19 protein-coding genes are annotated in these 20744 nt (G+C 70.2%); 9 read left to right on the top strand and 10 right to left on the bottom strand.

All coding sequences use genetic code 11. From position 1 onward, the window contains the following. Positions 1 to 3 precede the first annotated feature (3 nt). A complete protein-coding gene (locus tag ACFV4K_RS12965; RefSeq protein WP_379274546.1) occupies positions 4 to 273 on the bottom strand; it encodes a YciI family protein in 270 nt (89 codons plus the stop codon). A gap of 14 nt (positions 274 to 287) precedes the next feature. Continuing rightward, the gene (locus ACFV4K_RS12960) at positions 288 to 1655 is read right to left on the bottom strand and encodes a serine hydrolase domain-containing protein (RefSeq protein WP_379274544.1); all 1368 of its coding nucleotides are present in this window, start codon (positions 1653 to 1655) and stop codon (positions 288 to 290) included. Between the two features lie 158 nt (positions 1656 to 1813). Between ACFV4K_RS12960 and ACFV4K_RS12955 the strand changes: the two genes are divergently transcribed. After that, positions 1814 to 2338, top strand: a complete 525-nt coding sequence (locus ACFV4K_RS12955) for a hypothetical protein (RefSeq protein WP_357091273.1) — start codon at positions 1814 to 1816, stop codon at positions 2336 to 2338. A gap of 42 nt (positions 2339 to 2380) precedes the next feature. Beyond that, positions 2381 to 2776, top strand: coding sequence for an NUDIX domain-containing protein (locus ACFV4K_RS12950; RefSeq protein WP_379274542.1), 396 nt, complete (start codon positions 2381 to 2383; stop codon positions 2774 to 2776). 63 nt (positions 2777 to 2839) lie between these two features. Here ACFV4K_RS12950 and ACFV4K_RS12945 read toward each other — a convergent pair whose 3' ends face one another. Continuing rightward, a complete protein-coding gene (locus tag ACFV4K_RS12945; RefSeq protein WP_379274540.1) occupies positions 2840 to 4507 on the bottom strand; it encodes an MFS transporter in 1668 nt (555 codons plus the stop codon). 140 nt (positions 4508 to 4647) lie between these two features. Here ACFV4K_RS12945 and ACFV4K_RS12940 point away from each other — a divergent pair, with 140 nt between their 5' ends. Next, positions 4648 to 6126 (top strand): TerD family protein, encoded by a 1479-nt coding sequence (locus ACFV4K_RS12940; protein ID WP_379274539.1) that lies wholly within the window; start codon positions 4648 to 4650, stop codon positions 6124 to 6126. Positions 6127 to 6136: 10 nt separating this feature from the next. Here the strand turns inward: ACFV4K_RS12940 and ACFV4K_RS12935 are convergent, their stop codons facing one another. Beyond that, on the bottom strand, positions 6137 to 6826 hold the full coding sequence (locus tag ACFV4K_RS12935) for a TetR/AcrR family transcriptional regulator (RefSeq protein WP_379274538.1): 690 nt from the start codon (positions 6824 to 6826) through the stop codon (positions 6137 to 6139). 184 nt (positions 6827 to 7010) lie between these two features. Here ACFV4K_RS12935 and ACFV4K_RS12930 point away from each other — a divergent pair, with 184 nt between their 5' ends. The 5 genes from ACFV4K_RS12930 (at position 7011) to atzF (ending at position 13592) form a co-directional block, all read left to right on the top strand. Further along, positions 7011 to 8567 carry an amino acid permease gene (locus ACFV4K_RS12930; protein WP_379274536.1) on the top strand — a complete coding sequence of 519 codons (1557 nt, stop codon included), beginning with the start codon at positions 7011 to 7013 and terminating at the stop codon, positions 8565 to 8567. Between the two features lie 11 nt (positions 8568 to 8578). Next, a complete protein-coding gene (locus ACFV4K_RS12925; RefSeq protein ID WP_379274534.1) occupies positions 8579 to 9328 on the top strand; it encodes a DUF1989 domain-containing protein in 750 nt (249 codons plus the stop codon). Further along, positions 9325 to 9942: an urea amidolyase associated protein UAAP2 gene (locus ACFV4K_RS12920; RefSeq protein WP_379274532.1), complete on the top strand. Its 618-nt coding sequence runs from the start codon at positions 9325 to 9327 to the stop codon at positions 9940 to 9942. The genes ACFV4K_RS12925 and ACFV4K_RS12920 overlap by 4 nt, the downstream gene beginning before the upstream one ends. Positions 9943 to 10016: 74 nt before the next feature. Continuing rightward, positions 10017 to 11951 (top strand): 5-oxoprolinase/urea amidolyase family protein, encoded by a 1935-nt coding sequence (locus ACFV4K_RS12915; RefSeq protein ID WP_379274585.1) that lies wholly within the window; start codon positions 10017 to 10019, stop codon positions 11949 to 11951. A gap of 36 nt (positions 11952 to 11987) precedes the next feature. Further along, positions 11988 to 13592 carry an allophanate hydrolase gene (atzF, locus tag ACFV4K_RS12910; RefSeq protein ID WP_379274530.1) on the top strand — a complete coding sequence of 535 codons (1605 nt, stop codon included), beginning with the start codon at positions 11988 to 11990 and terminating at the stop codon, positions 13590 to 13592. A gap of 16 nt (positions 13593 to 13608) precedes the next feature. Here atzF and ACFV4K_RS12905 read toward each other — a convergent pair whose 3' ends face one another. Together ACFV4K_RS12905 and ACFV4K_RS12900 are read right to left on the bottom strand one after the other, a co-directional pair. After that, complete coding sequence (locus tag ACFV4K_RS12905; protein WP_379274528.1) at positions 13609 to 14451, bottom strand: patatin-like phospholipase family protein; 843 nt, start codon at positions 14449 to 14451, stop codon at positions 13609 to 13611. 93 nt (positions 14452 to 14544) lie between these two features. Then, entirely contained in the window at positions 14545 to 15018 is a 474-nt protein-coding gene (locus ACFV4K_RS12900; RefSeq protein ID WP_357091253.1) for a MarR family transcriptional regulator, read from the bottom strand. Positions 15019 to 15128: 110 nt separating this feature from the next. Here ACFV4K_RS12900 and ACFV4K_RS12895 point away from each other — a divergent pair, with 110 nt between their 5' ends. Next, the gene (locus ACFV4K_RS12895) at positions 15129 to 16283 is read left to right on the top strand and encodes a GDSL-type esterase/lipase family protein (protein WP_379274526.1); all 1155 of its coding nucleotides are present in this window, start codon (positions 15129 to 15131) and stop codon (positions 16281 to 16283) included. Positions 16284 to 16322: 39 nt separating this feature from the next. Here ACFV4K_RS12895 and ACFV4K_RS12890 read toward each other — a convergent pair whose 3' ends face one another. From ACFV4K_RS12890 to ACFV4K_RS12875, 4 genes are all read right to left on the bottom strand, one after another. After that, entirely contained in the window at positions 16323 to 16772 is a 450-nt protein-coding gene (locus ACFV4K_RS12890) for a hypothetical protein (RefSeq protein ID WP_379274524.1), read from the bottom strand. Positions 16773 to 17562: 790 nt separating this feature from the next. Further along, the gene (locus ACFV4K_RS12885; RefSeq protein ID WP_379274522.1) at positions 17563 to 19131 is read right to left on the bottom strand and encodes a hypothetical protein; all 1569 of its coding nucleotides are present in this window, start codon (positions 19129 to 19131) and stop codon (positions 17563 to 17565) included. After that, a complete protein-coding gene (locus tag ACFV4K_RS12880) occupies positions 19116 to 19883 on the bottom strand; it encodes an ABC transporter ATP-binding protein (protein ID WP_379274520.1) in 768 nt (255 codons plus the stop codon). The genes ACFV4K_RS12885 and ACFV4K_RS12880 overlap by 16 nt, the downstream gene beginning before the upstream one ends. Before the next feature lie 118 nt (positions 19884 to 20001). Beyond that, positions 20002 to 20571, bottom strand: coding sequence for a Uma2 family endonuclease (locus ACFV4K_RS12875; RefSeq protein WP_379274518.1), 570 nt, complete (start codon positions 20569 to 20571; stop codon positions 20002 to 20004). Between the last annotated feature and the right edge of the window lie 173 nt (positions 20572 to 20744).

Genomic DNA, 20744 nt, shown 5'->3' with positions numbered 1-20744 from the left:
TGATCAGACGAGCGCTTCCCGCCAGGGTTTGACGCGCCAGGCGCTGACCACGCCGTGCAGTACGAACGGGTCGGCCTCGGCGAACCGGCGGGCGGACTCCTCGGTGGTGAAAATGGCCATGGCGCCGTCGATCCCGGCATCGGCGAAGGGCCCAATCATCAGGAGTTCGCCGCGGTCGGCGAATTCGCGCCAGCGGGCGCTGTGCGCCTCGAACCAGATCGGCGCGGTGGTGGCGAAGTCGGGGGCCGAGTCGTAGAAGAGGACGAACTTCATGAGCGCTCCTCGGGTCAAGGCTGGCGGGGCATAGCGCGACTGGTGTGAAGGTAGCGCGTCTCGGCGTGCCCGTCGCCGTTGATCAGGCCGTAGACGGTGTGGCGGCCGCGGATCGGGTGGGCGGCGATGAGGGCGTCGGGCCGCAGGTGCAGCACTTCGATGCGGTCGGGGACCGCGACCAGGGCGGCCTCGGTGGTGAGGGGTTTGGTGGAGAGCCAGGCGCGGCCGTCGGGGTCGACGTCGATGGCGTGCTCGTACATGGCGGAGCGGTAGCGGCCGCCGACGCGGGCGGCGTCGACCGGCTCGGGGCGGGCCGGGGGCACCGGGCGGGCGGGCAGCCGGATGCCCGCGTGCTCCCACAGCAGGTCCTCGACCAGGTCCCGGTAGAGCGCGAACGCGCTTCCGCCATTGGCCAGCAAGGCGATCGCGACGCCGGAGCCGGGCGCGATGCGCAGGAAGGCGTTCTGGCCCAGGGTGCTGCCGTCGTGCCCGAACAGCCCGGTGGCGGCGTCGAACAGCTGCCAGCCCAGTCCCCAGTGGGTACCGTAGCCGATGTCGGGCACCTCGATGTGCGGCCGGGTCATGTCCCGCACCGCGGATTCGGGGAGCACGGCGGTCCCGTCCGGGGCGCGGCCGCCGGACAGGTGCAGCCGGGCGAACCCCAGCAGGTCGCGCGCGGACATGGCCAGCCGCGCGCCGGCCGGGGCATTGGAGGCCGGGAGCGCCCACACCGGCGCGGGCAGCGGGCCGGTCTCGGGCTCGAATCCGGTGTGCCCGACCGCGGCCCGGAACAGGATGGCCTCGTCGGCGTCGGCGGCCACCCGGGTCAGCCCGAGCGGGGTCACCAGCCGTTCCCGCAGCAGCGTGTCGAAGGGCTTGCCGCGCAACACTTCCAGGATGCGGCCGAGCAGCACGTACCCGCTGTTGCAGTAGGAGAACATGGCGCCGGGCCGGTGCACCTGCCCGGCGTCGGCGATGGCGGGCACGAAGTTGGCGACCGCGTCCGCGCCGCGCCCGGTGTCGAGGAACAGGTCGCCGTCGATGCCGGAGGTGTGGCCGAGCAGCTGCCGGACGGTGATGGCGGCGGCCGCGTCCTCGTCGCGCACCCGGAATTCGGGCAGGTAGCGCCGCACCGGGGCGTCGAGGTCGAGCAGGCCCTCGGCGACGGCCTGCATGATCAGGGTCGCGGTCCACGGCTTGGTGATCGATCCGATCTGGAACACCGAATCCGTGGTCGCCGCAACGCCGGTCGCGGTGTTGAGGACCCCGGCGGCCGCGTCGGTGATCCGGCCGCCGGTCAGGACCGCGACCTGTGCGCCGGGCACCCCGTACTCCTCGATCAGGTCGCCCAACCGGCGTTCGAGATCGACGGCTGGCACCATGGGTCGCTCCTTCGGGTAATGCTGACCCACACCGCCGGAGGCGGTAGGAGTGGGCATCGTAGGTTAGGTCGGCGACGGCGCCGGTGTCGAGATCTCCGGGCACCCGGGACCGGGGACGGGTACGGTGACGCGCAGTCGGTTGCGGGAGGCGATGAGCGATGGTGCGGGCGGGCGTGGTGCCGGGACGCCGGATTGCCGGTTACGCGGTGGCGGGCGTGTTCCTGGTCGCGGTGGTCTGCGCCGGGACGATCGGGGTCTTCGGGCTGAATCGGGTGTTCACGGGGTTGTTCTTCGGGGCGGCCGCCGCGGTGGGATTGTTGATTCTGCTGTTCGGACGGGACGGGGTGGAGTTGACCGAGGCGGCGATCGTGCGCCGGACGCCGTGGGGCACGTCGACGGTGGCGTGGGATCGGGTGGTGGCGGCGCGGTTCGCGCTCGACGAGCACGGCCGCTGGACGCTGGCGCTGGATCTGACCGACGGCGACGAGCCGCACCGGGAACTGGTGCTGCTGTCCATCCCCCCGGTGCACCGCCCGGTGGCGAGCGCCTACGACCAGCGCAAGCGCGAGCAGGTCACCGAGATCCGAACCATGTTGCGGCAGCGCCGGATTCCGGTGACCATCCTGCCGGAGATCGCCGAGGCGTTGCAGGAGCATTGGAAGATCGCCCCGCCCACGCGTTGATCCCCGGCGGGCCCGCTCGGGTACCCGGTTAGGGTGGGTGCCGTGATTCGTACCGCGGCACTGGCGCACATCCGGGACCGCCGCATGCTGCAGACCCGGTCCGACGGAAAGACCGTCTTCTACATGGCGGGCGGCAAGATCGATCCGGGCGAGACCCCGGAGATGGCCCTGCACAGGGAGATTCGCGAGGAGCTCGGGGTCGGCACGGCCGGGGTGAGCGAGCTGGGCGTGTTCGAGGCCGAGGCGTACGGGCACACGCCCGGCACCCGCCTGCACATGACCTGCTTCCTGGGCGAGCTCACCGAGGAGCCGCGAGCCTCGGGCGAGATCGCCGAACTGCGCTGGTTCACCCTCGCCGAGTACGCCGCCATGGACGAGGTCGCTCCCGGTTCGCTGCTGGTCTTCCAGCACCTCCACGCGCTCGGCCTGATCGACTGATCAGGAACCCGGTGTGACGCAACCGAAGACGTCGACCCGTTCGTCCGGCCTGTGCCGGGACGGTCAGCTGCTCTGATCGTCCCCGGTTCCGTCGGACATCGACCGCGAGTCGTCGGGCGGCACATTGTCGGCGGTTCCCGTGTAGGGCCGGTTCGGGATGCGGGTGGCCGCGGCCAGGCCCACCAGCAGGAACAGCGCGGCGGCCAGCAGGGTGGTGCGGGTGGAGTCGGTGAAGGCCCGGCTCAGCGCGTCCGCGATGGCCGCGCCGCCCCCGTGCTCGCGCACCCCGGGGATGGCGCCACCCGCGGATTCCCGGGTGGCGGTGGCGAGGGTGTCGGCGGCGTCCGGCGGCAGATCCTTGACCGTCGAGAGGCGGCGCGGCAGATCGTGGGCCAGGGCCGCGGACAGCAGCGCACCGACGACCGCGGTACCGAAGGCCGAACCGACCTGCCGCACCGTGCTCTGGGTGGCCGAGCCCTGACCGGAATTGCGCGGCGGCACATCGGCGAGCACGGTCCCGGTCAGTTGCGCGGACGCCATGCCGAGCCCGATGCCGTACCCGATCAGCAGCACCGCCAGCCACCAGCCGGAGATGTGCGGGGTGACGAACAGCGCGGCCAGGGCCACCGCGGCGACCTCGAAGGCGAGGCCCAGCTGCACCACCCGCACAGGCCCGTAACGCCGCACCAGCCCTTCGGCGATCCCCGCGGCCAGGAACGCGCCCACGGCCATGGCGGCCAGCACGTAGCCCGCGCCGAGGGTGGACAGCCCGAGCACGTTCACCATGAACAGCGGCAGCACGAACAGCAGGCCGAATTCGCCCAGCGCCACCAGGAACGCGGTGATATTGCCCCACCGGAAGCTGGGGATCTTGAACAGCGCCGGATCCAGCAGCGCGGAACGACCGATCAGACGGCGGTGCTGTTCCCACTTCACGAACAGGTACAGCGCCAGCACGCCCAGCACCAGCAGCACCGGGATCGGCGAGATGGGCGCGCTGACCGGCCATTTCCATCCGGCGATCGGGAACTCCCGCAGCGGTTTCCACCAGCCGTAGGTCTGGCCCTCGATGAGTGCGAACACCAGCAGCGCGAAACCCATTGCGCTGAGCAGGAATCCGTCCACGTCCAGGCCGGGCGCGTTCTTGCCGGTACGGGTCTCGGGGACGAACAGCACCAGCCCGATCAGCACCACGATGCCCAGCGGGATGTTCACCAGGAAGATCCAGGGCCAGGTGAAATAGGTGGTGAGCCAACCGCCGAGCAGCGGCCCGATGGCGGCGACGCCGGAGATGACCGAGCCCCACACCGCGAAGGCGATGGCCCGGTCGCGGCCGCGGAACAGCGCGTTCACGGTGGCCAGCGTGCCGGGCATGACGCCCGCCGCGCCGATGCCCTGGATGACGCGGCCGAGGATGAGGGGTCCCGCGCTGTGCGCCCGCGCGGCGAGCAGGCTGCCGAGCAGGAAGACGATGACGCCCGCGGCGAACATGGTGCGCCGTCCGAGCCGGTCGCCGAGTCGGCCGCTGGTGATCAGCAGCGCGGCCAGCACGACCGCGTAGATGCTGTTGATCCATTGCGCCTGAGTGAAATTCAGCCCGAGCTCGTCGATGAGGACCGGCAGCGATACCGAGACGATGGTGCCGTCCAGCACCACCATGCCCAGGCCCAGCGCCAGCACGCCGAGGGTGATCCACTTCCTGCGCCCCAGATCGGGCCGAATTTCCGTCATCCGTCGCTCCCGCCGCTGAACAGTCGTCCGAGGACGCCGATGTTCCGGTTAGCTGTCTATGCGCGAAATGTCCGTTGCTCAGTGTAGGCCGAGGATGTTGGACAGCTGAACATTAGCCGGTCGGAAAAGGGAAACGATGCATGCCGGAATCCGATAACTTGGAAATCGTGTCGATGATGAAGGGTTCCAACGTTCCGGTGGCGGCCTCCGAGGTTCGGATCGAACTGGGCTGGGAATCGGGACCCGGGGTCCCCGACGCCGACGCCTCCGCGCTGCTGCTGGCCGGTGGGCGGGTCCGCTCGGACGCCGATTTCGTGTTCTACAACCAGCCCGCGCACGCCTCCGGCGCGGTGCACCACCGGGGCAAGCAGCCCGGACCCGTAGTGGTCGACGCGCTGTCGGTAAATCTGCCTCGGGTGGAGCCGCAGATCGACAGCATCGTGCTGGCCGCCTCCGCGGACGGCGGCACCTTCGCCCAATTCCGGGGCCTGCACGTGCGTTTGGTGGATGCCCGCGGGGTGGAGCTGGCCCGGTTCGACAGCGCCGACGCCACCTCCGAGACCGCGTTCGTGCTGGGTGAGCTGTACCGCCGCGACGGCGGCTGGAAGTTCCGCGCGGTCGGCCAGGGCTACGCCTCCGGACTCGCCGGACTCGCAACCGATTACGGCATCACCGTCGACGACGCGCCCGCCCCGCAGCCGATTCCGCCGCAGCCGGTCACTCCCCCGCAGCAGCAGTTCACGCCGCCACCGCCGCCACAGCAATTCGCTCCCCCGCCCGCGCCGCAGCAGTTCGCACCCCCACCCGCGCCGCAGCAGTTCGCACCCCCACCCGCGCCGCAGCAATTCGCACCCCCGCCCGCGCCGCAGCAATTCGCACCCCCGCCCGCGCCGCAGCAGTTCGCACCCCCACCGCCCCAGCAATTCGCTCCCGCGCCACCGTCCCAGCAGTTCGCTCCCGCTCCGCCGCCCGCGCCCGCGCCGCGGGTGAATCTGGCCAAGATCTCGCTGACCAAGGAGGCCCCCGCGGTCTCGCTGACCAAGGCGGGCGCGACCGGCGGCATCATGCGGGTCAACCTGAACTGGTCGGTCCCGAGTTCGGGCGGCCTGTTCGGGCGCAAGCGCGCGCAGGGCGGCCTGGATCTGGATCTGTGCGCCTTCTGGGAGCTGACGGACGGTTCCCGCGGCTGTGTCAGCGCGCTGGACACGTTCGGCAATCTCACCAAGCCGCCGTTCATCGCGCTGGATCAGGACGACCGCACCGGGAACAGCGCGACGGGCGAGAACCTGGCCATCAATCTGGATCAGACCACGGCCTTCCGCCGCATCCTGGTGTTCGCCTCGATCTACGAGGGCGCCCAGGATTTCCGCGGCGTGCACGCCACCGCGACCCTGTTCCCGCGCGACGCCCCGCCGATCGAGATGGAAGTGGGCGGCTGCCAGGACGATTCGCGCGAGATGGTGCTGGCGCTGATCGAGAACATCGGCGGCGAGCTGGTGGTGCGCCGCGAGGGCCGATTCATCCGCCCGCCGGAGGGCCGCAAGTTCTGGGGCAAGATGGCGGTCGATCAGGCCTACGGCTGGGGCCTGAAATGGGGCACCTCGAAGGGCAAGTCCTGAGCCGACCGGCTCAGGACGACGGCGCCCGGTGTACCGCCGGGCGCAGTTCGCGCGCCAATTCGAGTGCGGCGAGCCGGTTCTCGGCGAGCGGTCCGGTCCAGCAGAGCAAGCGCAGGATGGCATCGGGAATGAGCTGTTCGGCGTACTCGGGCGCCGCGCCCTCGTCGGAGCGCATATTGATGACCGATTCGACCAGCCGGAAGGGCAGTCGTTCGGCTCCCGCGACCGCGCCGGTCCCGGCTTCGGCGATGACGGCGGCGGCCAGGGTCTCGTAGTGGCCGCGCAGTTCGTCGCGGCGTTCCCGGAAGCGGGCGAAGCGTTCGCTGCGCAGCTCGGGTAGGAGGTACAGCGCGCCGAGGTTCCAGCGGCTGGCGCACAGCTGGCTGACGTCGAACCAGGCCAGCGCGTAGAGCCGCACGGCGGCGGGTTCGGGGCGTTCGGCGAGGGTGCCCGCCAATTCCAGTGGCGCGGTGACCGTTTCGGCGAGCAGCGCGTCGAGGATGTCGTCCTTGGCGGCGAAGTGGTGGTACAGCGAGGCCTGCCGGATGCCGACGGCGTCAGCGACCGCCCGGGTGGAGGTGTTGCCGTACCCGTGGCTGGTGAACAATTCGGCGGCGGCGTCGAGGATTTCGGCACGCGGCGTCTGGCCCGCGCGTCGGCGCGGTTCGAGGCGGGGCCGGCCGGGTCCGAGTTGGGTCACCTTGCCATTCTGTCCTACCGCCTCCGTCACCTGGCAGGTGAGGTTCCTGTCACTTGACAGAAATATCGGCAATGCAGAAGTTACGGCGGGCCACGCACCCGATACATCGGCGTCACCGGAGCGGCGATCGCGAATGGAAACCTTTCAAGCGATAGATATTCGCCTCGGGAAAGACTCACCGCCCATGGTTGCCTCCGCCGAAGCCCTCACCCCGGGCTCCCCGACCGGTTCCGATACCAGCGCCGACAGCACCGATCTGGCGCGTTTCGGCTATCAGCCGGTGCTGCACCGCAAGCTCGGCCGCTACGCCTCCTTCGCGGCCGGCTTCTCCTTCGTCTCCATCCTGACCACGATCTTCCAGTTCTTCGGCTTCGGGTACTCCTTCGGAGGCGCGGCGTTCTTCTGGACCTGGCCGATCGTCTTCGCCGGCCAGTTCCTGGTGGCGTTGAACTTCGCGGAACTGGCCGCCCGCTACCCGATCTCGGGCTGCATCTATCAGTGGTCGCGCCGCCTGGCCGGGGAGGTGGTGGGCTGGTTCGCGGGCTGGATGATGATCATCGCGCAGATCGTGACCGCCGCGGCCGCCGCCATCGCGTTGCAGGTGGTGCTGCCGACCATCTGGTCCGGCTTCCAGCTGATCGGCACCGACACCGCTCTCACCTCCCGCGACGGGGCCTCGAACGCGGTGCTGCTGGGCAGCGCGCTGCTGGCGCTCACCACGCTGATCAATGTGATCGGCATCGACTGGATGGCGCGGATCAACTCGCTCGGCGTCACCATCGAGATCATCGGCGTGCTCGCGGTGATCGCGGTCTTCTTCACCCACACCGATCGCGGGCCGGGCGTGGTCACCCACACCGATCAGGCCGCGGCCGGACCCTATTGGGCCGCGTTCCTGGCCTCGGGGCTGATGGCCGCCTACGTGATGGTCGGATTCGACTCCGCCGGTGAACTTTCGGAGGAGACCAAGAACCCGCGCCAGGTCGCGCCGCACACCATCCTGTCCGCGCTGGCGGTGTCGGCGCTGGGCGGCGGGCTCATCCTGCTGGGCGCGCTGATGGCCGCCCCGAGCCTGTCCGACGGCTCGCTGGCGAGCGGCGGTCTGGCGTACGTGATCGAGGCCAAGCTCGACACCACGCCCGGCAAGGTGGTGCTGGCGTGCGTGGCCTGCGCGATCACGGTGTGCACCTTGGCGATCCAGACGGCCGGGTCGCGACTGCTGTTCTCCATGGCCCGCGACGAGCGGCTCCCGTTCTCCAAGCAGCTGGCGACCGTGCACCCCCGCTTCGGCACCCCGGTGTGGCCCGCGGTGGCGATCGGCGTGCTCGGCATCGGCCTGCTGCTGCTGAACCTGGGCAACGCGGCCGTCTTCGCGACCCTGGCCAGCGTCTGCATCGTCATGCTCTACATCGCCTACCTGCTGGTCACGGTGCCGCTGCTGGTGCGCCGGGTCAAGGGCTGGCCCGCCGACGTGGCCGGTGACGCCGCGGGCACCAAGCTCTTCGCGCTGGGCCGCTACGGCATCGCGATCAACGCGCTGGCCGTCGTCTGGGGCGTCGCCATGGCGGTGAACCTGGCCTGGCCGCGCAGCGCCGTCTACACCCCGAACGGCGGCGGCTGGTGGATGCTCTGGGCCGCACCGCTGTTCGTCCTGGTCACGCTGGCGGTGGGGGCGGTGGTGCACCGGCTGGTGACGCCCGCCCGCGGCCCCGTCGCCGAGACCGTCGCCCAAATCGCCTGAACGGAGTAGCAATGACCACAGCGAACACCACGGGAGCGCGGGACCACGCCCGCGCCCAGGCCGCGGCCGCCGCCGACTTCGGGCCGGAGCTGCCCGCCGATGTCGACAGCACGAACATCACCGTCGCCCAGCGGATTCCGGCCGGTGGCTACGCGAATGTCGTGCTGGCCCGTGGCACCCGGGTGCGGCTGTCCGATCCGGACGGCGGGGCGTGCGCGCACGTCCTGCTGTTGCGGGCCGAATCTCCCTGGGAGCGGCTGAATGTCGCGGACACGGTGAAGGTGCCGTGGCAGGCCTACCTGGGCGTGGGCCATCCGCTGCTGTCGGATCAGGGCCGGGTGCTGGCCACGGTGCTGACCGATACCTCGGGCAGCCACGACACCCTGTGCGGACCGTCGCCCGCCGCCCGCCAGGGCCTGCGGATGGCCGGGGTGAAGCAGGGTCTCGAGCCCCGCGACATCGGGCCGACGGTGTCGTTCTTCCGGGGTGTGCGCGTGGAAACCGATGGCGCGCTGACGATCACCGGCGGGACGGGCGGTGCGGGCGCGGCGGTCGAGCTGCTCGTCCACCTGCCGGTGACGCTGCTGGTCGCCAATGCCGAGCACCCGCTGGACCCCACCCCGGTGACCCCGCTGGATCTGGTGGCCTGGTCCGCGCCCGCGGACCTCGCCCTGTCCCCGAACTCCGACCCGGAATACCTGCGCGCGGTGGAGAACACCGAACAGGACTGGCACGCACGCACTCTGGAGGCACGCGCATGATCACCACCACCCGCACGGTCGTCCTCGACGAGACGGTCCCCGCTCGCGCGCCCTGGTCGGCCGTGGTGCGCGCCGGGGAGCAGCTGGAGATCATCGACCTGCACGGCAATCAGGCCGTGGATTGCCTGCTCTACAACGCCGCGGACCACGCCGACCGCTACAGCGCCCAGGCCACCGTCACCGCGCAGCGCAATATCTTCCTGGGGACCGGCAGCGTCCTGCGCACCGAGTCGGGCGCGCCGCTCATGACGGTCGTCGCCGACGAGGTCGGCAATCACGACACGGTGGCCGGCGCGTGCTCGCAGGAATCCAACACCCTGCGCTACGGCCACCACACCCGCCATCAGCACGCCTGCGTGGAGAACTTCCTGGCCGAGGGCCTGAAGTGGGGCCTGGGCAAGCGGGACCTGGTCTCGAACATCAACTGGTTCATGAACGTTCCGGTCGAGGCGGACGGGACGCTGGGCATCGTGGACGGCCTGTCCGCGCCCGGCAAGACCATCACCTTGCGCGCCGAGATCGACACCCTGGTGCTGGTCTCCAACTGCCCGCAGATCAACAATCCCTGCAACGGTTTCGACCCGACGCCCGTCCGCATGGTGGTGACCCGATGACGGCCGTGCTCCCCGATCTCGCCGTAACCGAGGACCCCTCCCCCGCACCGGCTTTCCGGGTCATCCGCCCGGGCATGCAGACGACGGTGCAGGATTGGCCCGCCCGGGTCGGCTACTGGCACGTGGGCGTGCCGCCGTCCGGCCCGATGGACGACCTGTCGTTCCGGCTGGGCAATCGGGCCCTCGGGAATCCCGAGGGCGCGGCGGGCCTGGAGTGCACGCTCGGCGGCCCGGCGCTGCGCTTCGACAGCGACACCTGGGTGTGCGTGACGGGCGCGCCGGCGCCGGTCACGGTGAACGGGCGCGCGGTCCGGCAGTGGCGCAGCGTGCTGGTTCCCGCGGGCGGGCTGCTGGATGTCGGCATGGTGCGCGGGCCCGGCATGCGGTGCTACGTCCTGGTGGCGGGCGGCATCGAGGTGCCCGAATACCTGGGCAGCCGTTCGACTTTCACGCTCGGCAAGTTCGGCGGCGGCACCGGGCGCGCGCTGGCCGCGGACGACGCGTTCGAGCTCGGCCCGGCGGGCCGGGTGACGGCCGGGGTGCCCGGCGACGATCAGCCGGTGCTGACCCGGCGGTGGGAGCTGGCGGTCACCGAGGGCCCGCACGGTGCGCCGGAGTTCTTCACCCGCGCCGACTTCGACACCATCATCGGCACCGACTACGAGGTGCACTTCAACTCCGATCGGACCGGGGTCCGGCTGATCGGGCCGAAGCCGCAGTGGGCGCGCCTGGACGGCGGCGAGGCGGGCCTGCACCCCTCCAATATCCACGACACCGCGTACTCCATCGGCGCGCTGGACTTCACCGGCGACACCCCGATCCTGCTCGGCCCGGACGGCCCCAGCCTGGGCGGGTTCGTCTGCCCGGTGACCGTGGTCGCCGCCGACCGCTGGAAGCTGGGCCAGCTCACCCCGGGTGACAGCGTGCGCTTCGTGCCGGTGCGCGCCGAACGCGCGGCCTCGCTGCGGGAACTGGGCGCCGAGCGGCGCGCCGCCTGGCCGGTGGTGCTGTCCACCGGCGGCGACGGTGACGACGGCGTCCTGGCCCGCCGCGACGGCGCGGACACCGCCGTCACCTACCGCCGCGCGGGCAATGACGGCCTGCTCGTCGAATACGGCGATATGACACTGGATCTGGAGCTGCGCGCCCGCGTGCACGCCCTGCACCAGGCGCTGCTGGAACGCGCCGAACCGGGCATCACCGAGCTGACCCCGGGCGTCCGGTCGCTCCAGGTGCGCAATGATCCCGATCGCCTGCCCACCCGCAAGCTGCTGGACCTGCTGGCCGAGGTGGAGGCCGACCTGCCCTCCGCCGACCAGCTGGTGGTCCCGAGCCGCACGGTGCGCCTGCCGCTGTCCTGGGACGACCCGTCCACCCGGGAGGCCATCACCCGGTACATGCACGGCGTCCGCGCCGACGCCCCGTGGTGCCCGTGGAACATCGAATTCATCCGCCGGATGAACGGATTGGCTTCCGTGGAGGAGGTTTTCGACACCGTCTTCGCCGCCGAATACCTGGTGCTGGGCCTCGGTGACGTCTATCTGGGCGCGCCGGTCGCCACCCCCACCGATCCCCGGCACCGGCTGGTCACCACCAAGTACAACCCCGCCCGCACCTGGACCCCGGAGAACGCGGTCGGCATCGGCGGCGCGTACCTGTGCATCTACGGCATGGAGGGTCCCGGCGGCTACCAGTTCGTCGGCCGCACCACCCAGGTGTGGAACCACCGCTCCAGCGGGATCGGCGAAGACCCGTGGCTGCTGCGCTATTTCGACCGGATCAGCTGGTATCCGGTGAGCGCCGAAGAACTGCTCGATCTGCGCGCCGACACCGCCGCCGGGCGGGGACAGCTGCTGGCCGAGGACGGCGAGTTCCGACTCACCGACTACCGGAAGTTCCTGGCCGACAACGCCGACTCCATCGCGGACTTCCGAGCCCGGCAGGCCGACGCCTTCACCGCCGAACGCAACTCCTGGCGCGAGGCGGGCGAACTCGCCGAAACCCCCTGACCCGATCCCACCGCCTGACCCGATCTAGGAGCACGAATGACCACGTGGATTCACCGCCGCGACGATGCCGAGGTGGCCACCGACATCGCCTCCGCCGCAGGCGTTCTGGCGGGGCTGCGACTGGCCGTCAAGGACAATGTGGACGTGGCGGGCCTGCCGACCACCGCGGCCTGCCCCGACTTCGCCTACACCCCGGATCGCGACGCGCCCGCGGTGGCGGCGCTGCGGGCGGCGGGCGCGGTCGTGGTCGGCAAGACCAATCTCGATCAGTTCGCCACCGGCCTGGTCGGCACCCGCTCGCCGTACGGCGTCGTCGAGAACGCGCTACGGCCCGGATACGTCTCGGGCGGTTCGAGTTCCGGCTCGGCGGTGGTGGTGGCCACGGGCGAGGCGGACATCGCCATCGGCACCGACACCGCGGGCTCGGGACGCGTTCCGGCCGCGTTGCACGGTCTGGTCGGCATCAAGCCGACGGTGGGCGTGATCTCGACCGCGGGCGTGGTGCCCGCGTGCCGCTCCTACGACTGCGTGACGATCTTCGCCGCCGACCTGGGCCTGGCCGACCGCGCCATGGGCGTGATGGCCGCCGGCGCCGCGGGCCGCCCGTGGCCCGCCGACACCCGTCTGGCCGCTCCATCCAAGCCGGTGGTGGCGGTCTTCGAAACGCTGCCGGACCTGGATCCGCAGTGGCACACCGCGTTCGAGCGCACGGTCGCGTCGCTGCGCGATACGGGCGCGACCATTGTCGAGATCGATCCGGCCCCGTTCCTGGCGGCCGCGAAACTTCTCTACGAGGGCGCGCTGGTCGCGGAACGTTATGCCGCGGTCGGCGAGTTCGTCGACGCGCATCCCGAATCCGTCGATCCCACAGTCGGTTCCATCATCCGGGCCGCCCGAGACCTGCCCGCGCACCGGCTGGTCACCGACCTGGCCGCGCTGGAACGCCTGCGCGCCACCGCCATGGCGAGTCTCGCCAGCGCGGACGCGCTGCTGACGCCGACCGCGCCGGTCCACCCGACCGTCGCCGAGGTCGCCGCCGACCCGATCGGCGTCAATTCCCGGCTCGGCACGTACACGAACTTCTGCAACCTCTTCGACCTGTGCGCGGTGGCGGTCCCCACCGACGAGCCGCACTTCGGGGTGACGGTGCTGGCCCGCGCGTTCGAGGACGGCGTCGCGATCGATATCGCCGCACTGATCACCGGCACGCCGCTCGACCGGTGCTGGCCGACGGCCGTCGCGCCCGTGCGGGACCTGATCGTCTTCGGTGCGCACCTGCGCGGTCAGCCCCTCGAACACCAGCTGATCGAACTGGGCGCCCGCTGGGGCGGCCCGGTCGAGACCGCCCCGCACTACCGCCTCGGCGCGCTCGACACCGTCCCGCCCAAACCTGCCGTAACCCGGGTCGCCGCAACCGAATCCGGCGTCGCGGTGGCCGGGGAGCGCTGGCTGCTCTCCCCCGCCGCCCTCGGCCGTTTCCTCGCGGATCTGCCCGCCCCGATGCAGCTCGGCGCCGTCGAACTGGCTGACGGCACCTGGCACACCGGTTTCGGCTGCGCCGGGGCCGCCGCCGAATCCGCCAAGGACATCAGCGAATACGGCGGCTGGAAGGCGGCGCTGGCCGCCGGCGCTGTCGGCTGAGGCCGGTCTTCCCGGATCAGTCCCGCCAGAGGGCGGCGATCCGCGCCGCGTCCGACTTGCCCTGGGCGCGACCGGCTTCCAGTGACGGGACCCGGGTCGCGGTATCGAGGGGATTGAGTCCGAAGGCGGTGGTGGCCGCCTCGTCGGGCGCGATCACCTCGACCCGCGCCCCGGCCGCGACCAGTCCCGCGACCTGGGCCTCGAGCTCCTCGTCCGGCATGGGCGCGATCACCAGCACCCGCGCGTAGCCGGTGGCGAGGTCGGCGTTCACCGAGGTCCGGACGCCGCCGTCGGTGTAGCGCACCCCGTCGATGGTGACGCACGGCCACACCATGGGCACCGCCGAACTGGCCTGCACGGCGTCGACCAGCGCGACCCCGGAGTCCTTGCCGAAGACCCGCGGTTCCCCGGTCTCGGCGTCGACCGCGACGATGCGCAGGTCGCGGGCGGGCCACTCGTGCACCGGCAGCCGGGTCTCGATCACGGCCCGGCGGTCCGCCTCGGGGACGGTCTCGGCGGTCAGCGCGAGCGCCCCGATCCGCTGCCGCCGCTCGGGCGAATCCCCCTGCGTCTCTTCGATGATCGCCGTCATGGTCTCCCAGAGCCCGGCGAACTTCTCCATGGACGGCACGATCTCGCGGCTCTGCACCGCCGGATCCACCTGCCGCCGCACCAGTTCCGCGAGCTCGGTCCCGCTGCCGAGCTGCGCCGTCACATTCGACCCCGCCGACGTCCCGAGGAGCAGGTCCGCCCCCGTCACATCCACCCCCGCGTCGGCGAGCCCGGCGACGATGCCGGTCGCCCAGGAAATCCCCGCCACACCCCCGCCGCCGATGACCAGCGCACGTTCGGTCGTCATTCCGTCCCACTTTCTCACCACGAAGAAAACACACCCTGCGGTTCGCAAGTTACCGGCTGCGCGCCCGTCGCGACGGTTGTGCGGAATGTCGGCTCAATCCGAGATCTGGGTGGCCGCGGCATTGGTGGCGTCGCGGATCACGCGCAGGCTCGCGGTGAGGTCGTCGAGCTGAGCGGGGGTGAGCAGGCTGGTGAACCAGCGGTCGATGCCGTCCAGGTAGGCGGGCAGCACGCGGGCGACGCGGGTGGCCCCGGCGGCGGTGAGGACGGCGTAGGAGCTGCGACGGTCGGCGGGATCGGGTTCGCGGCGCACGAAGCCGTTGCGTTCCAGGCGGTCCACCAGGCGGGTGACGCCGCTGGTCGAGAGACCGGTCTGGGTGGCCAGGTCGGTCATGCGCAGCCGGCGGCCGGGTGAGCGGCTCAGGCGCATCAGGGCATTGAGATCGAGACCGGAGAGTCCATTGCTCTTCCAGGTCTCCTCGAGCCGGGCGATGAGCCCCTCGTGGGCCTCATAGAGCAGGCCGACGGCGGTCAGCCGGGGGTCGTCGAAGAGATGCTTGGGATCCACGCCGACCAGCGTAAACCAGGTGATTTCGCTGGGGATAGTTGACACGCGGAACAAATGCGCTATCTTGTTGTCAGCGCAATATTCCGCACAGCAACTAAATGGAGGTTCTCATGACGACACAGCGCTGGGCAGCGGGATTCCGTGCGCCGCTGGTGAATCCGGCCGAGGAGATCAAGCTGGCCGAGCCGCGCACCTTCGCCGACCAGACGGTCCGGCAGGTGGTGCGAGTGGCCGGCGGCGGCTCGACGCTGCGGGTGGTTCTCACCAACCGGTACGGCGCGGAGGAGCTGGTGATCGGGGCGGCGCGGATCGCGGTGCGCAAGGCGGGCGGCGAGATCGTGGCGGAGACGAATACGGAGGTGCGGTTCGCGGGGTCCGCATCCGTTCGGATCCCGGCCGGCGCCGATCTCGTCAGCGATCCGGTGGAGCTGCCCGTCGCGGCGGGCGCCGAGCTGGCGCTGAGCGTGTACCTGCCGGAGCCGGCGACGCCCGCGTTCTCGCAGTTCCCCATGGACAGCAGCTGGATCAGCACCGGCGATCGGACGGGCGACGCCGCACCGTCCGATGTCGAGGAAACCACGTCACGGTTCTTCCTCACCGGAATCGACGTCGCTGTCGACTCCGACGCCGCCGACGCTCCGGTGCTGGTGGCCTTCGGCGACTCGTGGTTCGAGGGCTTCGGCTCCACCCACGCCGGAAACCGGCGCTCGGTGGACGTCCTCGACGAGCGGCTGACCGCCGGGTGGGCGGTCAACCAGGGCATCGGCGGCAACCGGCTGCTCACCGACGAGATCGGCGAGCACGGTCTGGCCCGTTTCGAGCGGGACGTGCTGTCGGTGCCGGGCGTGGCGGCGGTGTGGGTCAACTTCGGCATCAACGACCTGATCCTGGCCGGCACCGCCACCGCCGACGATCTGATCGCCGGGTTCACCGCCCTGGCCGAGCGGGCCCACGCGGCCGGGCTTCCGGTGTACGCCAACACCATCGGGCCGTTCGCCGGGGCGATCTACCCGGGCCTGTCGCTGGCCGAGGGCATTCCGGTGCGCAACGCCGTGAACGAGTGGCTGCGCGGCACCGACGTGTTCGACGCGGTGTTCGATGTGGCCGCCGCGGTGCAGGATCCGGCGCGGCCGGACTTCATCCGGCCTGAATTCGACAGTGACGGTATGCATCTCAACGACCAGGGTGCGCGGGCGATGGCGGGGGCGGTGGATCTCACCGTGCTGCCGGAGGCGTTTCAGGGCAACCTCGGCCCGGCGGCCTGATCCTGCCGTAGCCCGGCGGCGCGTCGGTGGCGCTCTCGATCAGTCCTTTCTTGGGCGGAAATTGAGTACGGAGATGCGCAGACCGCTGAACACGTAGACGGACGCCCACACCGAGATCACGATGAGGACAACGAACATCGGTAGCCAGCTGCTCTTATCGTGATCGACGCTCCACCAGACCGTCGTAAACAGAATCGCGGAGATGAACAGCAGGATGTCGCGCAAGCTGCCCCGATAGGAGGCGGCCGCTCTGCGCAGCGGCCGGTATCGGTTGACGGTCGCGACCAGGTCGTCGATGCGACTATCGATGGCTCGTTGGAGTTCGGCTCGCCGCTCCGCCTCCTCCGGCGGTAGGCGGTCCAGCAGTTCCATATCCTGTCTGATCGTCTTGCGGACGTCCGGGCCCTTCAGATATCCCGCCGCTGCACCGAGAGCCAATCCACCAGCGATGGGTGCGATCCCCACGGCAAGGTCAACCAGAGCGGGCATGCTTCCGTCTCCTCAGCCACCCAATCAACATCGCGGCAAGAGCACCGGCCGACTCGCGGCGGTGGAGGCATCGCTGAACCTACGAATGAAGGCCGTGCCCCTACCCGGCTCTGGCCGATCACGGCTAACCTGGATTATCGTCCGTTTCCGAACGCATGGAAAGGGATGTGGCTTCGGTCTGAGCATGCGTACCGGAGCCGCCAGGTCGACGTGGTCGTGACAGTGCCTGGCGCCGGGCCGATCCGTGCCGGGTCTGGTTCGGCAATTTCATCGCGTGGCTATCGCTCGCCATTCAGCACCATGACAACTGGTCGGGGTCGGAAAAGAACGAAGCGGGTCATGGGCTGCATCCGAGGGCGGCGAAGCGAACGACAGCAGTCAGACCACTGTCTGCTGTCATCGATTTCGCCACTCAATCACCACAAGGAACAAACATGTCCAGCAAAATGATCAAGTTCGCGGCCGCAACCGCGATTGCCTTGTCGCTAGGCGCTATCGCAGCTCCGGTGGCTTCGGCCAGCCCCATTGCGACGACACCTGCGATTTCGACATCGACCTCGGTTACTCCTGTCGATGGATCACTTGCTCTCTGCTTCCCCCTGGGCAGTGTGGTCTGGTGCATCTGAGATCACGGTCCAACGTCTAGGTACGGTTGGGAAGGAGCTGCCAGGATACTGTGACATCCCCGCCCCTTCCTGGGGGGCGGGGCTTCCTTCAGCGGCCGTCGAACGAGGTTTGCCGTCCGCGGGCGACGGCCTCCCCCTGGCGGGGGCAGGGTGAGTAGCCGCGGTCAGCGCGGTTTCACCTCGGCCAGCAGTTCGGGGCCGCGCTCCTCCAATCGGGTGGTCGCCCAGCGGATTCCGAGCAGCGCGGCGAGTACGCCGAGCAGCACACCGACCGGCAGGGCGGCCCACTGCACGAGCGAATTGTGCAGGTAGGCACCGATTCCCAGGATGGCCAGGGCGGGAGCGGCGGCCAGCACCTGCACCACGCCCACCGCCAACTGCATGAGCATCTTCATGCAGCCGGGGTTTCCGGTGCCCGCGAACGGATTTCCGCGCTGCGGCGGCAGTGCGAAGGCGGCGTGGGTGGACAGGTACACGACGGCGCCCACGCCCACGCCGAACAGCACCGGCAGCGTGGACAGCGCCCACGGATACAGGTGGGCCAGCCCGAGCGCGCCGGGCAGGACGAGCGTGGAGATCACGGAGACCGGCCCGACCAGCAGCGCCCAGGCGTAGGCCCGGCCGCGGACGTCCGCCCGGGCCCCGCCCGGCGTCACCAGCGTTTGCCAGACCGCCGTGCCGTCGAATCCGTACAGGTTGGTACTGGACATGGTGGCCAGCCACACCACGAAAGCGCCCGAGAACGCGATGGTCCCGCTACCGCCGTTGCGGACCGACAGGAAGATCGGCAGCACGAAACCGATGATCAGTAGCGGGATCAGGGCCGCGCGCCGGCGGCCGTCCCGCCACCAGGTGCGCAGTTCCTTGGCGACCACCGCGCCGACCGGAGTGGTGGGCAGGAAGCGGTCGAGCAGGCCGCCGCCGGTGTCGACCATCTGGGCCTCCGGCGCGGGCGGGGTGGTGAGCCGGCGCTCCAGCAGCACCGCCCACGACTGCCACAACACCAGCGACAGCAGGGCCAGACCGAGCAGCGCCAACAGTGCGAGCAGGTAGTCGCCGCGGGAAGCGGCCTCGACGGCGTACGGGGCCCAGCCCGACGGGACCGAGCGCAACAGGATGGACAGGCCGCCGCGGTCGCCGTCGAGTTTCGGACCGGCCGTGGTGATGAGCAGGTTCAGCGGGTAGTACGCCAATCCGATGAGCGCCGCGAACAGCACGCCCAGGTCCTTGCCACGCCGGGAGCGCATGGCCGCGCCCAGCCAGGCCACCACCACGCGGGCGAGCAGCACCACGAACACGAGTTGCAGGGCCGCGCCGAGCGCCGCGATTCCGGCTGCGGCCCAGCCGATCTGGGCGCCCAGCAGGACCAGCCCGGCGAAGGCGATGAGGTTGACGATGGGCGCGGGTCCCACGAACGCGGCGGCCCCGAGTCCGTAGGCGAGTTCCCGAGTCGTCAACGGCAGCAACCGGAACTGCTCGGGTTGCAGGGTTTCGTCGCTGGTTCCGGTGACGACCGGCCCGCAGATCCAGCCCAGGGTCCAGGCCCCGAACAGCGCGGCGGCGATGGTCACGCCCCCGTGCACGCTCTCATGCCCCTTGGCGATGAGCACCGCGGTGAACAGGGCGACCGCCAGTCCGAAGACGCTGCCCAGCACGAAGTTCAGCGCCGACCGGCTCTCGTGCAGGCTGCGTCCGATGATGCGCAGCCGCATCCGGATCAGGACGCCAACCACGACAGTCCCTCCTCACCGCCGACCCGCCCGCCGACGAGCCGCACGAACGCCTCCTCCAGGGTCCCGTCGCCACGGACCTCGGCGAGGGTGCCGCCCGCGACCACGCGCCCCCGGTTGATCACGGCCACCCGATCGCAGATCGATTCCACCAGGGCCATCACGTGACTGGACAGGACCACCGATCCGCCGGCGGCCACGAAGCGTTGCAGGATCGTCCGGATGGTTCCCGCCGAGACGGGGTCCACGGCTTCGAACGGCTCGTCCAGCACCAGCAGTTTCGGCGCGTGCAGCAGCGCCGTGGCCAGCCCGATCTTCTTGCGCATACCGGCCGAATAATCAACGACCACAGTGTTTTCCGCACCGTCGAGCTCGAGCACGTGCAGCAGCTCGTCCGCCCGCCCGACCACGGTAGCCTTGTCCATCCCGCGCAGCAGCCCGGTGAAGTTCAACAGCTCGCGCCCGGTCAGCCGCTCCGGCAAGGCCATCCCGTCCGGCAGCACCCCGACCACGGCCTTCGCGGCGACCGGATCGGCCCACACGTCGTGCCCGAAGATCCGCGCCAGCCCCTGATCCGGCCGCAACAGCCCCACCGCCATCGACAGCGTGGTCGTCTTCCCCGCGCCATTGGGTCCCACCAGCCCGAAGAACGACCCGGGCGGCACCGCCAGGCTCACCCCCTCGACCACCCAGGGCCCACCGAATCTCCTGTACAGCCCGCTCAGCTCGAGCGCCAACTGCCCATTGCTCGTCACAAGCCCCTCCTTCGCGCGCGCCCCCACGGCGCTTTGCCCACGATACGTCCGAACTCGCTGTTCAACGAGTTATCGCGAGCGGCTCTCACGGCGCAACGAGCCCGCCCCTGGACGGCGGCTAGGGCAACAGTCTCGCTGTGTCCAAAGCGATTTCGAAGGGCCGCTGCATGACGACCTTGGATCCCGCGGCTGCGCGCCGCACCAGTTCGTACTCACCGGTGTCGGCGAGTGCGTAGGCGAACAGTATCGGCAGTTTTTCGCCGGGCAGTTGACCCTTGAAACCCGCAGTCTCCAGCCGCCAATAGTTGGGGATTCCCGCGTTCGCGTAGAGGTCCGGTTTGATCCTTCGATCCATCGCGGCGGTAGATCTCGAGACGATCTCCACCACAAGCTGTACCTGCGCGGCAGGTATCCCCCGGTCATCCCACTCGATCGGCCCACCGCAGACCAGCAGATCCGGGATCGGCTCGTCGTCGCCGATCAGGACGCCGACGCCAGGGATCATGTAGAGCCCTTCGGGTAGCGCCTCCTCCAGGATTCTCCCCAGTACGGAAACGAACCGCTGGTGAATCGGTTTGGGTGCGGCGTTCACGATGAGCTGGCCATTGAGGACCTCGTACCTCAGTCCGTTCTCGGGGAGATGATCGAGATCGGCGGCGGTCCAGCGATCGGAAGCGGGCACGTGCATAGTCGAATTGTCCAGCTCATGTGCCGGCAGCGCCAAGGCAAACACCCCCCGATTCGCAGCTGAAGTCCGAAACCACCCAACGGGGTCGAGGCTAGCTCGGTTCAGCAGACGACTCGCCGGTGACGAACATTTGTTCGTTCGTCACCGGCGAGTTGCCGCTAGCTGGGTATGAC

The organism is Nocardia sp. NPDC059764, assembly GCF_042732555.1.
In the GTDB taxonomy this organism is placed as follows: domain Bacteria; phylum Actinomycetota; class Actinomycetes; order Mycobacteriales; family Mycobacteriaceae; genus Nocardia.
This window is presented reverse-complemented; position numbering and strand designations above follow the sequence as displayed.